Source organism: Leptospira limi (genome assembly GCF_026151395.1).
GTDB lineage: Bacteria > Spirochaetota > Leptospiria > Leptospirales > Leptospiraceae > Leptospira_A > Leptospira_A limi.
On record NZ_JAMQPV010000001.1, the window covers coordinates 1,798,310 to 1,813,007 of the forward strand.

Sequence of the window (14,698 nt, forward strand, 5' to 3'; positions counted from 1 at the left end):
TTATGATTGTTCGGTCTAAGAGTTTTGTTAAACCTAAAAACAGATTACCGTAGTTCCAATCTCTTCATTCCGAATCCATAACTTTCATAAATTGATTTGGGTCTTCGAAAAATGGCAAATGGCCACAGTGGTCGAGAACTGTTCGTTTCACATCTGGAAATCTTTCGATGATTGTATCCCATGTATAATAAGGAGCCACTTGGAAATCATACTTTCCTAATATGAGTTTGGTTGGATGTTTTAAATTTGGTAAAATGGTTTCGACATTGATCTCGACAAAAACTTTTCCAAACAAATAATCAAACGCTAGTTTGTTGGTTTTTATCCCTTCCCATAGATGAGTGGAATCCATTTTTAGATTATAAAAACCGAGTGCATCCTGGCTCACACAATACAAATTGAAAAAGTTTGGAAGGCCTTCAGGGTGAGACTCAATTTGGTTTTGGAAATTGGTTTGGAGTTGTCTGTGTTTTTCTTTTCTCTCTTCACTTGCGAAATTTGCAAAGTATGTTTCCCGTTCCAAAAGGGGAGCTCCATGGTTAGGGCCCGTTGCTACCATGACGAGTTTAGAAACACAGTCTGGGTATTTTTTTGCATAAGTCAGAGCCATGTACCCGTGGCCTGAGTGGCCAAGAATCGTACAGGCTGGGATTTGGAGATGGTTTTGGAAGAAGTGAAAATCATCCAATACCACATCCAAATCATACATGGATTCATTTTCAGGAGTTGAATTTATATGTTTCGCAAATCCTCTATGGTCCACAACAGTGATGTGATATTTGGATGCCATCGTTTTTGGGATCACCCTTGGGTAGTACAACGCACTCCCGAGCCAATAGAGGTTTGGTCCTTTTGTATTGTTTTGCGCGATTAAAAATTCAAATCCATCCCTTTGGATTGTCTGATAGTTCCATTCCATAACATTCCCTCTCATTCAATTTGGTGAGTATTCATTTTCTATTTAGTTGCAATATACAACCATATAGTTGTAATATGCAACTAAAAAACTTGTCAAAAACGATAATTAATTTAAATTTGGGGAATGAATGAAATTTTTTCCTATTTAGGCATTCACTTAAGTGAAACTTTACTCAAGATGCGAAAGTTTCTCTCAAATGAGTTTGAGACGAATCGAGTAGGGATGCGATTTGAAGAATGGATCCAACTGATTCCCCTAATGGAAAAGGAAAGTTTGAACCAGAAAATCTTAAGTGACCGATTGGCCAAAGATAAAACCACAATCTCTAGGTTAGTTGATGGTTGGGTAAAAAAGGGATGGGTCAAACGAATCCAATCGAGTGAAGACAAACGAAGTTTTAGCTTAAAATTAACAACCAAAGGGAAATCCATATGGGAGAAGGGGATACCTGTTGTCAAAGAAGCAGATTTAGTTTTTAAAAAAAATCTGAGTCAAGAAAATGAAAAAGAATTATTTGTAACTCTTTTTAAGATTCAAACTTCGATTCAGTTTTCAGAAACAAAAAACGTTCCTTTTGAGAACTATCCAAAACCTTCTTAGGGGAAACAAAACCCAAACTGATGGCCAAGTTTTCTAATTCTTGTATGTAAGTCGGATGGGTTTCCATCAAAAACCAACCACCTGGTTTTAATCGTCTTTTGACGGATTCAAATAATTCACGATGGAAAGAGAGGATATCGGAAACAAACAATGCTAGATGGGGTTCGTATTCCAAAACATCAGGCATAATGTCTTTTTTTTCCGATTCTGGGATATAGGGAGGGTTTGAAACTATGATATCAAAACGGAATTCATTTGGAAGTGAATTGTCCAAACTCGAAACATAAAACTGAACATCCGTTAGTTTGTATTTTTCAGCATTTGATTTACTGGTTTCGATTGCTTTTTCTGAAATATCAGATAACACAACAAGGTTTGGCTTTAGAAGTTGTGATAAACTAAGGCCAATACAACCACTTCCTGAACACAAATCCCAAATTTGTATTCCATCTGGAAATTCACTTGCGAGTGTTTCTTTCTGTTTAAAAAGATAATCTACAAGTTCTTCCGTTTCTGGCCTAGGGATGAGAACATCTTCTGATACGAAAAATTCAAATTGATGGAACCCTTTTTTCCCTGTGATGTAAGCTACTGGTTTTCGTTTGCTTCGTTCTACAATCCGTTCTCTGTACAAATCGATTTCTTTTTGAGAAAGGGGCATTTCAAATTGGGAATAGAGTTTGATACGAGGTAAACCAAGAAGGTCCGAGAGAAGCCATTCAGCATCGACACGAGGGTTTGGAATTTCTTTTTTTTCCAGAAATTCTGTGGAACGTTTGAGATAATAAAGTAAGGTTCCTGGTTGTTCCGCCATAATGTTTGCCCCCAACAGGATTCGAACCTGTGTCCCCAGTTTAGGAAACTAGTGCTCTATCCACCTGAGCTATGGGAGCTTTTACGTAGGTTTACGTTTCTGATTCACTATCCTTTGGAAATCAGAGATATTGTGAATAACAATTTTATCTGGGTAGAGGTCAAGTTTCCCAGTTTTTACATATTGCATGAGGACTTTTTGGACTTCTCCCACAGGTTGGGCACACCAATTGGCAATGTCATCCACTGTTGCAGAAAGGATGATTTCGTTATAAACATCATTATTATACTGCTTCTCGTATAACATCACAAAGACGTCACAAACTTTTCCTACAATGTCATCCATAAGAAGGATCATCAGTCGTCTTTTTTGGTCATAAATACGGAAGGAAAAAATATGTAATAATTTCATCGCAAGAGCAGGGTTTTTCGTCATGAGCATCTCAAAGTTTGCACGATTGAAATTGAGTGCTTTTACCTCAGTCACTGCAATGGCAGTAGCAGACCTTGGTTGTTCTTCCAAAATCGCCATTTCTCCCAAAATATCACCTGCTTCCAAGACATCTAAGGTTTTGATACTTGTGCCTATGGTTTTTGTGATTTTGACTTTTCCTTCTTTGATGAGGTAAAAATCGTTACCAGGTTCGTATTCACAAAATAAAACTTCGTTTGGTTGGAACACTTTTCCAAATTTTCCAAACATAGCTTCTAACATTTGGTCGTTCATTATTTACCTCCTTTGAGTTTGGATTTGGCATCTTCGGAGATGCTGTCATCCATAGGAGGCATTTGGGTTACCTTTTGGAATAATTGTTTGGCTTTTTCTTTGTCCCCTGAGGCTTCTGTTGCGAGAGCCAAATGGTAAAGGTTTTCTTTGAGCAGTAGTCCTTTTGGGTAACGTTTGATGAAATTAGAAAAATGAGAAATGGCACTTGGATAATCTTTTGCTTTAAAACTAGATTTCCCCATATAAAAAAGAGAATTTTCAACAAACTGTTCTTCTTCTTGGGTCACCGAATCCGTTCTGTCAGATACAGTTTTAAAGAGTTCAATCGCATCTGCATACTTACCTGCATTCATGAAAGTAGATGCTTTGTCATATTGAGAAAGAATGGAATTTGGATCGACACTGGAAGTGGTGCTCGAAGTAGGAACAGCCATTGTTTTGAGCATTTCTTGTAGTTTCCCTGTTTGGGAACCGGGCTCAGGTTTGTAAACTAACTCTTGTATGGTGAGAGGGAATGGTGTTTTTTTGCGAGCTAAGTCTAAAAGCTGTTTGGCTCGGTCTAAGTACATTCCGTCCGGATAATGTTGGATGTATTTCTCAAATGCATACGCTGCATGGTCAAAGTTACCATTTTTATAAAAAACTTCGGCTACGTTCATTAGCTCAAATGCTGGGTTCTTTGCTTCCCCTTGTCCGAGGATTTCCCTAACCTGTCTGTGCACTTGCCTCAGTTGGCTTGAAAACACCTTGAGCATTTTGATGATGAGATGGGTTTTGTCAGAAACAAATTTTTCGAATTCAGGCACTTTGAAGACAAGAACGGTTGCCGCTCCAATCACTTGTGCTGTTTCTTCCCTAGGGTAACGTCCAATGGCACTCTTTACTCCAAAAAACTCACCGAGTTTTACATCCTCTTTGAGTTCCACACCATTGATATTCGTGTAAGTTAGTACAACTCGGCCTTTTTGTAGTACAAAGATATCCTCTGCCTTGTCTTTTTCAAAATAGACAATGGAACCACCTTTATAATTTCGTACGATAGGACCTGACACTCATGCCTCGCTTGCGCTTCATTTTTAAAAATTAGGTAAAAAAGCCAAACTCTTTTTGTAACCGACACTGTCAGAAACTTGTTTCATGAGTTTTTTTGGCGAACCCGCAACCAACTTGTTTTTTCCTTCGATCGAAATTTCTTCTGTACCCAATCCAAACTCTTGGAAGAGTGACAAAAATTCAAGTGATCCATAAATGGGATAACCATCGATTACAACCAAATCAATGTGTTTCCAATGAAGTTCTGATACGTTTATCTCAGAAGTTTTTTTCTCATCACTGATCACTACAAAATCACAACTTAAACCAGGCATAAGTGCATTTGGATTTCCCAACCGAAAGGCTCTTCGTGGATTTTCTGTTATCATTTGTAATAAAGTTTCTTCTGGTAGTTCTTCACCGTATAACCCAAAATAAATGGATTTTGCTGTTTTTAATTCTTCCAATAATTGATTGGATCCACTTGGAGAAGAATCTGTCCCCAAACAAACGTTAACCCCTCTTTCTAAAAAGAGTTTGATATTGGTAGTTTTTCCAAATATATGAAGGTTCGAAGTAGGGCACCAAACTATCGATGCACCTTTTTCTGCAATTTTATCGGCTTCTTTTGGTCCAAATGGCAAACAATGAACAAGAACTGAATGTGGACCAAGGGCATCCATTTTTTCTAACATACGAAGTGATTGTTTTGAATCATCATCTAATCCTTCTGCTAAATGAGTCACAAAAGGAAGGTTTGCATGTTCTGCCATTCGGTATTCTAATGCAGGGCCTTCTCCCCAATCCAAACTATAATTCCCAACCGAATGTGCTAAGGTATAATCCGATATCAATTTAACAGGTAAAATTCCTCGAAAGGGATTTTGCACAAAATGAGGAATGTGATCAAATACAGATGTCACACCTGCAAATAAGTTTTTGTAAGCTCCAAGGTAGTATAAAATTTCTGGATCAATTTGTTGGCGTTCGGCGAACACTCCTGAACTTTTATACAAATTATCATAGGATAACCAGGAAAGGTGTTTTTCTGTCCCACCTACTTTTGGTAGGTAACTCGCAAGTAAATGGTCATGCGAATTGATAAATCCAGGATACAGTTTTTTGCCATGTAAGGAAAGAGTAAACATATCCTTGTTAGGTGTGATAGCATCTTCGATACTTGTGATTTTTTCACCCGTAAATAAAAGATCTTTTGATTCCATTTTTCCATTTCGGAATAGGGAAGCGGATTGTAATAGAATAGGTCGGGTCATTCAAATCCCCTTTGTAAGATAAGTTCAGGATTCAAATTGGTTTTGTTTTGGTTGAGTTGGAAATACAATCCTTTGTCTTTAGCTAAAATTCCCAATCGATCTTTTGCATTCACTTGTTGGCCTTCTGTGACTTGGATCCTTTCTAAATTTCCATAAACGGAATAAAGTCCATTTTCATGTTCTAATATCACAAAGTTTTCATACCCATCCATATAATCCACATGTACGACCTTTCCTGAAAAACTAGCACGGACAAGAGAGGAACTCCCCCTTTGGAATTGAATTCCTTTATAAGGGTCATAAGTAAGTTCAGAAAACTTCTTTTGGATTTTTTCTTTTTGTCCAAGTGGGAAAGCGATTTTCTCTTTTATCTTTGTTTCAGACGAAATGGATTTGGTTTCCTTATCTCTTGGGATTCGTAATTTTTCATTTTCGAATAAATTTTCGGAAGTGGTCCTTCCATTTAACTTTGCCAAAGTTTCGGCTGGAACATTCATTTTACGAGCGATTCCATACCAAGAATCACCTTTGACAACTCGGTACGTCAGTGGGTTTGTTTGGTTTGGAGTTTGTTTTTGGATTTGTTTGGAAAGGATGGGGAAGGCGATCAGTGCCAAACCAAAACTGAATATGATGCCTTGTTTTCGCATAATTCCCTAAGGCAAGTATCGACATGAAAAAGCGAGAGGGCAATAAAAAAGGCGGGAGAAACCCGCCTTTTCCAATACCAAACAGAACCAAAAACGAAGTTTTATTCTTCGTCTTTGTTGTTGACTTTGTATTTTTTCATTAGCTCTTCTGCTACGTTTCTTGGAACAGGAGCATACTTGGAGAATTCCATAGCGAACTCAGCTTTTCCTTGGGTAGAAGAACGAAGCACTGTGGAGTATCCAAACATATCAGCAAGAGGAACTTCTGCTTCAATTTTAGCATAACCGTTCTCTTCTGTTGTGTTTAAGATCATACCACGTCTTTGGTTCACAGAAGCAAGGATCGCTCCTTGGAATTCAGTTGGACCTTCCACTTCCACACGCATGATTGGCTCGAGGATGATGGGTGCTGCTTTTGAGAAACCTTGGCGGAATCCGTAACGAGCTCCAATCTGGAATGCCATATCAGATGAATCCACATCATGGTAAGCACCATCATTGATCACACAACGAACTCCGATGATAGGGAAGCCGATGAGAGATCCTCTTTCTAAACAAGAACGGAAACCTTTATCACAAGATCCGATGTATTCACGAGGGATGGAACCACCCACGATTTTATCTACGAATTCGTAGTCCTTTCCTTCTTCTTGTGGGATTGGTTCGATGTAACCAGCCACACGAGAGAACTGACCTTGACCACCCGTTTGTTTTTTATGAGTGTAATCAAATTCTGCCGATTTAGTGATGGTTTCACGATACGCCACCTGAGGAGCACCAGTCACAAGGTCCACACCATACTCACGTTTCATACGTTCGATGTATACTTCGAGGTGGAGTTCTCCCATCCCTTTGATGATGGTTTGACCAGACTCTTTATCTATTTCAGTTTGGAAGGTTGGATCTTCTTTTGTGAAACGGTTAAGAGCTTTTGCAAGGTTTGGAAGTTGTTTTGACTCTTTACATTCAATTGTAAGTGAGATCACTGGATTTGGAACAAACATAGACTCCATAGTGAGTTTTGTTTTTCCATCAGTGAATGTATCCCCTGATGCACAATCGATACCAAATAGAGCAACGATATCACCTGCTTCCGCTTTGGAAATATCTTCCATTTCATTGGAGTGCATACGAACAAGACGACCAATGTTGTGGCGTTTGTTGTTAGATGAGTTATAGATCGTCATCCCTTTTTCGAGTCTACCTTGGTAAACACGAACATAGGTTAACTGACCGTAACGTCCGTCTTCCAATTTGAATGCTAGGCAAACTAATGGTTTTTCTGGATCAGAATCCAAAATAAGTTCGTTTTCTTCGTTTCCAATTTCTTTTGCTGTGTTTTCCACATCATAAGGTGATGCGAGGTAGTCTGCTACTCCATCCAAAAGTCTTTGAACCCCTTTGTTTTTGAAAGCAGAACCCATAAATACAGGAACAAATTTAAGTGCAAGGACACCACGTCGAATTGCTTCTTTCACGCGAGCTTCAGAAGGAGTTCCTTCTAACATCTCTTCTGTGAGTTCATCACTAAAAAGAGACACTGCATCGAGAAGGGCTTCGCGTTTTTCATTCGCTTGGTCCTTTAATTCATCAGGAATGTCAGTGATTTTGATATCCTGTCCGTTTGGACCTTCAAAATAATACGCTTTCATCTCCACGAGGTCTACAATCCCTTTCAGGTCGTTTTCGAGTCCGATCGGAAGTTGTACTGCATGGGCATTGAGGTGGAGTTTTTCACGGAGTTGATCGATCACTCTCCATGGGTTTGCACCTGTTCTGTCGAGTTTGTTGATAAAGGCAACACGTGGAACGTTGTAACGTTTCATCTGGCGGTCAACTGTGATGGACTGAGATTGAACTCCCGCAACACCACAAAGAACCATAATCGCAGAGTCAAGGACACGAAGGGAACGTTCTACTTCAATTGTGAAGTCAACGTGGCCCGGAGTATCGATGATGTTGATTGTAATGTCTTTCCAAGTTGCATACGTAGCAGCTGACTGGATAGTGATCCCTCTTTCTCGTTCGAGGTCCATACTGTCCATAGTAGCACCCACACCGTCTTTTCCACGTACTTCGTGGATGGCGTGAATTTTGTTCGTATAAAATAAGATACGTTCTGTTAGGGTTGTTTTCCCTGAGTCAATGTGTGCGGAAATCCCGATATTACGGATTCTTTCCAATTTTGGATCACGTTTGGTTGCTTGCGTCGCAGAGGTCATATTTTCCTCAAAAATAAGGTTAAAGTTGAATTGATTCTACCAAAATCTGAAATGGACTGCGTTTGTAAAGTACTTGGGATTTTTGGTAAGAGGGAAAATCCTGGAGAAAGTAGAGAATAGGGAAATATGCCACTTGCTCGTTTCAAACGATTTTTTCGTACTTTGTCTTTTGCCCGAGTGGTGTGCCTTGGATTTTTTGCCGCCATCATACTCGGGTCGTTTGGCTTGTACATTTCGGAAGAAGGTGAGTTGTCTTTTGTCGATAGTCTCTATCTCTCCGCCTCGTCTATTTGTGTGACAGGTTTGTCACCAATTCCCCTTTCGGGACTGAACCCCTCTACTCATTGGATCATGTTATTCCTCATCCAATTGGGGGGACTTGGGATCATCAGTTTTACTGTGATTGTTGGGTTTCTCATTACAAAAGGGATTTCCAGGAACGCTCGGTTTAATGCCTTTGTTGGCGCCGCCATTGACACCCAAACGGAAACAGAGTCACTTGCTACCAATGAAGTGAACCGGATTTTACTTTCCATCATCAATATTTCATTTTCCATCGAAATCCTGGGAGCCATTGGTTTGTACCTCCATATGCCAGAAGGGGTGGAAGGTGAGAACACCCGTTGGTTTTTTTCCCTGTTTACGGCAGTCTCTTCTTTCAATAACGCTGGTTTCTCGATCACAGACGACCTAAGTGCCATACGTTTGGATCCTTTTTCCCTGTACATCGTTTCGGGTCTTGTGATTTTCGGAGGGATTGGATTCCCTGTCATCATCCTACTCGAAAAAGTGTTACTCACTATCTTTGTGAGAATTGTGTACCGCATTGAGGTGGTAGCAGAAACCCTCATGATGGAAAAAGCGTTAAAAACTGGGAATGTCCCAAGGTTTTTGTTATTACCAGCACAGTTTTCCGCAATTTTAGAAAATCGAATCGCGGAGTACAACAAACATTTACGTGGCGAAACCACGCGGATCCAATCAAGACTTTTGGTGTATGGATCTTTTGCTTTGTTACTTTTTGGATTTCTTGGAATTTATTTCTTAGAAAGGAGTAACCCTCATACCTTTCACGGCATGGAAGTTGTGGATAAAATCTCCAATGCATTTTTTATGTCTGTCTGTTCCCGAACGGCTGGTTTTTCCACAATGGACCTTGGCCATTTGAATGATGCCACTGTGATCATCATCACCGTACTCATGTTTATCGGTGGTGGTCCACAAGGAACGGCAGGTGGTATCAAGATCACAACTTTTGTTTTGTTACTTGCTTATTTAAAGAATGTCATCCAACCTTCCAAACCTGTGATGTTATTTGGCGAAACTGTTTCTAAGAATTCAGTAGCAGTGGCAATTCGGGTTTATTTTTTAGCAACAATCGCTTTAGCATTCGTATTCATTGTGCTTGGGATTTTAGACCAGAACCAACACTCTCTCCATGTTATCTTTTTTGAATTGATTTCTTCATTTTCCACAGTGGGCTATAGTTTGAACCTGACTTCCCAATTAGGGGATATCGAGAAATTATTTTATGCTGCCGTCATGTATGTGGGTAGGGTGGGGATTTTTACGGTTCTCATCGCAGCGACAGGCCATTCTGGAGTCCCAAAAATGGGTACCATCGACGACGGTGTAAAAATCCAAGTCGGGTAAAATGGATAGAAAAATCAGTTTTAGTAAATTTAGGCACAATCAGGATTGGTAGTTGTGAAAATGTCAGTGAAAGAGTTATTCCTCTCCTATTGGAGATCTCCCGTTCTTAGTCCAGAAGAAGTAAAGATAGAAGTTCTTAAAAAAGAAAAAAAACAAAAACTGGTCGAAATCGAATCTCGGTTGGAGTCACTTGAGATATTGATATCGAATGATAAACTTGCTGATGCAAATATTTTATTCAATTACGTTGTGTACGATTTGGTAAACTACTACCAAAGTTTAAATGGCAAAAAGGAAATTCCAAAAGACAGTGACTTGTCTTCTTTCCAATTGCCAGAAACAAAATCAAAAGCATTTCAGTTTTTAAAAAACTTTAATCAACATGTAGAAGTAACGGAAACAAAGTTAAACGAGATTTTTGAAGGTTGTTTAATCACTTATAATTTTTTAATCGATGAATCAAAATCATTTTTCCGTTCCAAAATGGAAACAAAACTTGATCGATTCAAACAAATTCGAAAAATACGTATCATTTCTATAACATCGATTTTACTCTTATCACTCATTTCTGTTTTATATTACCAATATAAATTTCCTGTTTTGAAGGACCAATCCATCAAGATGTATACTTTCGTGGATAAGGAACACCCACAAACTTCTGAATCACTGATGGTTTCCTTACCTGTTACGAAATCAGGTGTTGGTGTTTGGAATGAGTATGTCTTTACACTTCCAGAACCAATGAGTAAATTTGGCGGGCTCAGGATTGATCCTTTGGAACAAAGAGGAATTCGTTTTGTTTTGGATGATTTACAAATCCTGGATACAAACGGCAAAGTATTGTATTCTAAAAAAATCACTGTAAGCCAAAGTTTATTGCCAGAAGATTACCAAGACTTTTTAGAAATTAGTGATATCAAAACCGCTGGGAGACAATTGCCAGGTGAGTTAGTTGAAATGATTTCTACTGGAAGAGATCCAAAAATCCTTTTAGTGTTTCCTACATTAGAGAATGCCAAAACCATCAAAGTCAAAATGAAATACATTGAAGCCCACAAAGTGAAGAAAAAATGATCTATTTATATATAAAACTCATGAGGATCCCTCAGTGGATCAAAAATATCATCCTATTTGCTGGATTAATTTTTTCGAAACGAATTTTTGATGTACCTTCCTTTACAAAGGTATGTTTGGCTTTTTTGTTTTTTTCGCTTGTTGCGAGTTGCCAATATGTCTTTAACGATTTTTTAGACCAAAAGGAAGATGCAAAACACCCTGAAAAAAAACACCGTCCTCTTGCAAGTGGAGATTTAGATTCTGGAATTGCTCTTGCAATAACAGGAGTTATTTTGCCGATCGCTTTGATTGGTTCTTATAAACTTTCACCTGTCTTCTTTTATTTAACCATTTTTTATCTATTATTCAATATGTTGTATAGTAAGGTCTTAAAACACATTGTGATCTTAGATGTAATGAGTATCTCCATTGGATTTGTACTTCGGGCCATCGCTGGTGCCATTGTCATTGGGGTTGAATTTTCTCATTGGTTATTACTTTGTACTTTTATGCTCGCACTCTTTTGGGGATTTTCCAAACGGAGAGGTGAAATTAATATTCTGAAAACTGATGCTGGCAAACACAGAAAAATTTTGGAAGAATACTCAATTGAATTTTTAGACTTGATGATGGCTGTTGTGGCAACTTTAACTCTTGTGAGTTATGTGATGTATACGGTGAGTCCTGATACAGCTAAAAGTTTAGGAACTCCTTATATGGTGTATACAGTCCCCATTGTTGTGTATGCGATCTTTCGTTCCCTTTATATCATTTACATCAAGAATATGGGGCATAACCCCACAAGAGCCATTCTCACCGATGTGAGTGTGCTCGTCTCTGGTGTCATATGGCTTGTCCTCATCTTATTTTTGATGTTTGGGAACATATCGAGCCATCTACCAGTCTACCAATAGAGATGAAAATTTGGAAGCAGTTGCCTTATGGCTGGAAAGTGGTGTTCGCCTTTGTTTTCTTTTTTTCGGCAACCTTAGGATTTGCTTATTTTAAGGCTAGGGACACAAATCCATCCATTCCGATTGAGGCACTAGCAACAACCCCAACGGAAGCAAGTTCCTGGAAAGGCCACCCCAAGGTGGTCTATTTCTGGGCAACTTGGTGTACGGTATGCAAAGCCTACACACCCATTTTAGAAGCCAATTTAAAATTTTTACCAAAAGAAACTATGTTTTTGTCTGTTTTGGAATCGGAAGATTCTGAAGAGACCAAAGAAATCCTCTCCCACCTTTCTTCTGAATCAACATACCCGATTTACACGGCAGATTACCGAATGTTAAAGGAATGGAGGATTTCTGCTTACCCAACTACAATCTTTGTCAATGCCAATGGAAAAGTTGTTTTTGCAGACTCAGGAATTTTGAGTCCCATTGGATTTTGGATCCGTTCTTTTCTTTTGCGCTTTTTTTAATCTGTCGATGATCTAGTATGGACTCGAGCTTCAAACCCAAGCCACTTTTGAATAAGTCGGAACTCCGGCAAATCAAACGAAGTAAAACGAGGGTTGAAGGAAAAAAAGTCATCACCGATGACGTCAAAAAACTCAAATCACTTAAAGTCACACCGGAGCTTAGTTTCCAAGAGTCGATTGATTACTACAAAGAACCCATTTGGATCGAATATTACATTCCAAAAGAATCAAGGTTTGCTTTTGAAACCAAATATCTATTTATCTTGTTAGTTGATCCGAAAACTACTGATGAAGAATGTGATTTGGCTAGAAAAGAAGCCCAAGAGAAAAATGAAATCGTAGATGTTTTTGGGTATATGGAATCCCATCCCGATTCTATACGTCTCATTGAAGATTCTTACCATTCCACCATGTCGATGCATGAAACCATCCACCATATCTATCGCAATTATAAAGAAACTGGTGCTACTGAAGATTTAAAAACTGCCTGTTACCTGACAGAGGCATTACTCAAATACGAACCAACCATTGCTGGGCTTACGTATTTTCGTGATTATAGCATTTATAATTTGAATTATTGGATACGAACGTTAAATCGATTGAAAATTGACTTTGCATTAGAAGATGCAACCGTATCTCTTCTCATCAAACGAAGGAATGAACTTTGGGAAATGGAAAATCGGGAAGAGGATGAAGACTTTGATTTGTTAGCTGCATTGTTTTTTGAGCAAGCTTTTCCAAACAGAGGAGCGGGTGAACTTTCGAGTGATGACATGTTATTATTTGAATGAATCACACTGTCTTCTATTTTTAATCTTCTTAACTCACAAACCAGCGAAATAAATCGGTATGGTCTTTTGTGGATTGGTATGTTTGGTCTGCCGATAAAATGGTTACTTCGGTTAGTTTCATGGATACGGGTATTCGTTTTTCCTGAAAAGTAAACGTTAATTTGGATACGGATTTTACTGATTCTTTCCAATGTTTTTCTGTTACTTGTTCTTCTGTGAGTGGAAAACTATCCAAAAATACCTTCCAAAAGTCTTTACCATCAATGAGTACTTCTGAGATTCCACTGATTCCCATTTTTAAATCACGATATAGATTTTCTCTGTTAAAATCTTTGATACCGATCGACAAAAATGGTTTTTCTCTTTTAATTTTTTCTAAATTTGGCACTAACAACTTTGTATCAACTCGATCCCAATCCAATACCAAAAAATGACATGGACCAACTAACAATCTTTTGAGTAAAAATTCAGGATTTGATTCCGTAAAAACAAAATAACCTAAAGTTTTTAAAACCCTAAAAATGTTTTGGTCGAGGATTTGATTTTTTGTACAAACAATCCATGTTAATTTTTTTTCAGGTTCTGGGTGGAGAGGTAGAGTATGAATTTTCTGAAAAGGTTTATCCCATAAGAAGGATACACCTGCGGATTTGTATTCCTCTTTTTCTTCCTTTGAAAATTGTCCGCATAAGATTGGTTCGATGCTCCAATCCAAAAGTTCTTTGGCTAAATCTGGACTTGGTTTGGAAAAAATTCGAATACAATCAGGGAAATCTTTCCAATTTTTACTCGTACATTCTTTCACTACGGGCCCATTTACTCGTAACCAAGCAATCATGAGTTCTTTTTCCCGCTCTGGAAGTTGTGTCAAAACGGCTCCGAATAGTGAGTCCATACGATTGTATTTTAGTTGACCCCCTAGGCTTGAAAGTCATTTTAAAAAGCATCTCCGATGAAGCTCCTCAAGCGATACGCAAACCGTAGGCTCTATGATCCAGAAACAAGTTCCACCATCACGTTAGAAGATGTGGCAAAGATGATCATTGGTGGGGAAGAAATCAAAGTCCAAGACAACCTTTCTGGGGAAGACATTACACCCAAAATCCTCGGACAAACATTTTTAAAAGTGAGTCTTGGGCAAAGGAACGAAGATTTTTCAAATTTTATGTTAACTTCTCTCATCCGAGAGACAGGTCGTGATATTTCTGGCCTATTCGAACGTTTGGTTTTAGGTGGGATTGGTGCCAATTACCTGACCCGCGAACGGTTGGAAAGGATTGTCAATTCGATGGTGGAACTCGGGGAATTGAAGGAAGTAGATTTTAGTCTCTACAGAGAAGATTTACTCCGAAAGATGGCATCCCGTGCGAGTGAAAAAAAGGAACAAATCCAAAAGGATTTGGAAAAATTCAGCCAATCCATTTTGGAAGAAGACAAAGCCACTCTTGGCGACTTATCTGAAAAATTAAAAGAAGTCGCAGAAAAATTAAAAGAAAATTAGCAAAAATGAGTTAGAATGTCCTCCAATTTTAGGA

Annotated in this window: 15 protein-coding genes and 1 tRNA gene; 7 read left to right on the forward strand and 9 right to left on the reverse strand. The window is 38.6% G+C overall.

From position 1 onward, the window contains the following. Nucleotides 1–64 precede the first annotated feature (64 nt). Nucleotides 65–919, reverse strand: a complete 855-nt coding sequence (locus ND812_RS08290) for an alpha/beta fold hydrolase (RefSeq protein ID WP_265375067.1) — start codon at nt 917–919, stop codon at nt 65–67. A gap of 123 nt (nt 920–1,042) precedes the next feature. Here ND812_RS08290 and ND812_RS08295 point away from each other — a divergent pair, with 123 nt between their 5' ends. After that, complete coding sequence (locus ND812_RS08295; protein ID WP_265375068.1) at nt 1,043–1,519, forward strand: MarR family winged helix-turn-helix transcriptional regulator; 477 nt, start codon at nt 1,043–1,045, stop codon at nt 1,517–1,519. Here the strand turns inward: ND812_RS08295 and prmC are convergent. The 7 genes from prmC to fusA all read right to left on the reverse strand — a co-directional run bounded on the left by prmC (nt 1,446) and on the right by fusA (nt 8,237). Further along, the gene (gene prmC, locus ND812_RS08300; protein ID WP_265375069.1) at nt 1,446–2,333 is read right to left on the reverse strand and encodes a peptide chain release factor N(5)-glutamine methyltransferase; all 888 of its coding nucleotides are present in this window, start codon (nt 2,331–2,333) and stop codon (nt 1,446–1,448) included. The genes ND812_RS08295 and prmC overlap by 74 nt on opposite strands. A 6-nt stretch (nt 2,334–2,339) precedes the next feature. Further along, nucleotides 2,340–2,412: transfer RNA gene (locus tag ND812_RS08305), tRNA-Arg, on the reverse strand. Nucleotides 2,413–2,414: 2 nt separating this feature from the next. Next, nucleotides 2,415–3,059: a Crp/Fnr family transcriptional regulator gene (locus ND812_RS08310; RefSeq protein ID WP_015677846.1), complete on the reverse strand. Its 645-nt coding sequence runs from the start codon at nt 3,057–3,059 to the stop codon at nt 2,415–2,417. Further along, complete coding sequence (locus ND812_RS08315) at nt 3,059–4,111, reverse strand: tetratricopeptide repeat protein (protein WP_265375070.1); 1,053 nt, start codon at nt 4,109–4,111, stop codon at nt 3,059–3,061. Before ND812_RS08315 ends, ND812_RS08310 begins: the two co-directional genes overlap by 1 nt. Before the next feature lie 24 nt (nt 4,112–4,135). Further along, nucleotides 4,136–5,365: an amidohydrolase family protein gene (locus ND812_RS08320; protein ID WP_265375071.1), complete on the reverse strand. Its 1,230-nt coding sequence runs from the start codon at nt 5,363–5,365 to the stop codon at nt 4,136–4,138. Further along, nucleotides 5,362–6,015, reverse strand: a complete 654-nt coding sequence (locus ND812_RS08325; RefSeq protein WP_265375072.1) for an LIC_10271 family cell wall hydrolase — start codon at nt 6,013–6,015, stop codon at nt 5,362–5,364. Before ND812_RS08325 ends, ND812_RS08320 begins: the two co-directional genes overlap by 4 nt. Before the next feature lie 101 nt (nt 6,016–6,116). Next, nucleotides 6,117–8,237 carry an elongation factor G gene (fusA, locus tag ND812_RS08330; RefSeq protein ID WP_265375073.1) on the reverse strand — a complete coding sequence of 707 codons (2,121 nt, stop codon included), beginning with the start codon at nt 8,235–8,237 and terminating at the stop codon, nt 6,117–6,119. 126 nt (nt 8,238–8,363) lie between these two features. Between fusA and ND812_RS08335 the strand changes: the two genes are divergently transcribed. From ND812_RS08335 to ND812_RS08355, 5 genes are read left to right on the forward strand one after another with little or no spacing between them, the layout of a single operon-like run. After that, on the forward strand, nt 8,364–9,890 hold the full coding sequence (locus tag ND812_RS08335) for a TrkH family potassium uptake protein (RefSeq protein ID WP_265375074.1): 1,527 nt from the start codon (nt 8,364–8,366) through the stop codon (nt 9,888–9,890). 60 nt (nt 9,891–9,950) lie between these two features. Then, nucleotides 9,951–10,964, forward strand: a complete 1,014-nt coding sequence (locus ND812_RS08340; RefSeq protein WP_265375075.1) for a hypothetical protein — start codon at nt 9,951–9,953, stop codon at nt 10,962–10,964. Continuing rightward, nucleotides 10,961–11,860, forward strand: coding sequence for a decaprenyl-phosphate phosphoribosyltransferase (locus ND812_RS08345; RefSeq protein ID WP_135591428.1), 900 nt, complete (start codon nt 10,961–10,963; stop codon nt 11,858–11,860). Before ND812_RS08340 ends, ND812_RS08345 begins: the two co-directional genes overlap by 4 nt. 41 nt (nt 11,861–11,901) lie before the next feature. Then, nucleotides 11,902–12,372, forward strand: coding sequence for a TlpA family protein disulfide reductase (locus tag ND812_RS08350; RefSeq protein WP_265375076.1), 471 nt, complete (start codon nt 11,902–11,904; stop codon nt 12,370–12,372). 17 nt (nt 12,373–12,389) lie between these two features. Further along, entirely contained in the window at nt 12,390–13,163 is a 774-nt protein-coding gene (locus tag ND812_RS08355) for a hypothetical protein (RefSeq protein WP_265358351.1), read from the forward strand. Nucleotides 13,164–13,191: 28 nt separating this feature from the next. On the opposite strand, the gene ND812_RS08360 is transcribed toward ND812_RS08355, so the two are convergent. Further along, nucleotides 13,192–14,058, reverse strand: a complete 867-nt coding sequence (locus tag ND812_RS08360; protein ID WP_265375077.1) for a hypothetical protein — start codon at nt 14,056–14,058, stop codon at nt 13,192–13,194. Nucleotides 14,059–14,115: 57 nt separating this feature from the next. Here ND812_RS08360 and ND812_RS08365 point away from each other — a divergent pair, with 57 nt between their 5' ends. After that, nucleotides 14,116–14,664 carry a polyhydroxyalkanoate synthesis regulator DNA-binding domain-containing protein gene (locus ND812_RS08365; RefSeq protein ID WP_108958097.1) on the forward strand — a complete coding sequence of 183 codons (549 nt, stop codon included), beginning with the start codon at nt 14,116–14,118 and terminating at the stop codon, nt 14,662–14,664. The last annotated feature ends 34 nt before the right edge of the window (nt 14,665–14,698 follow it).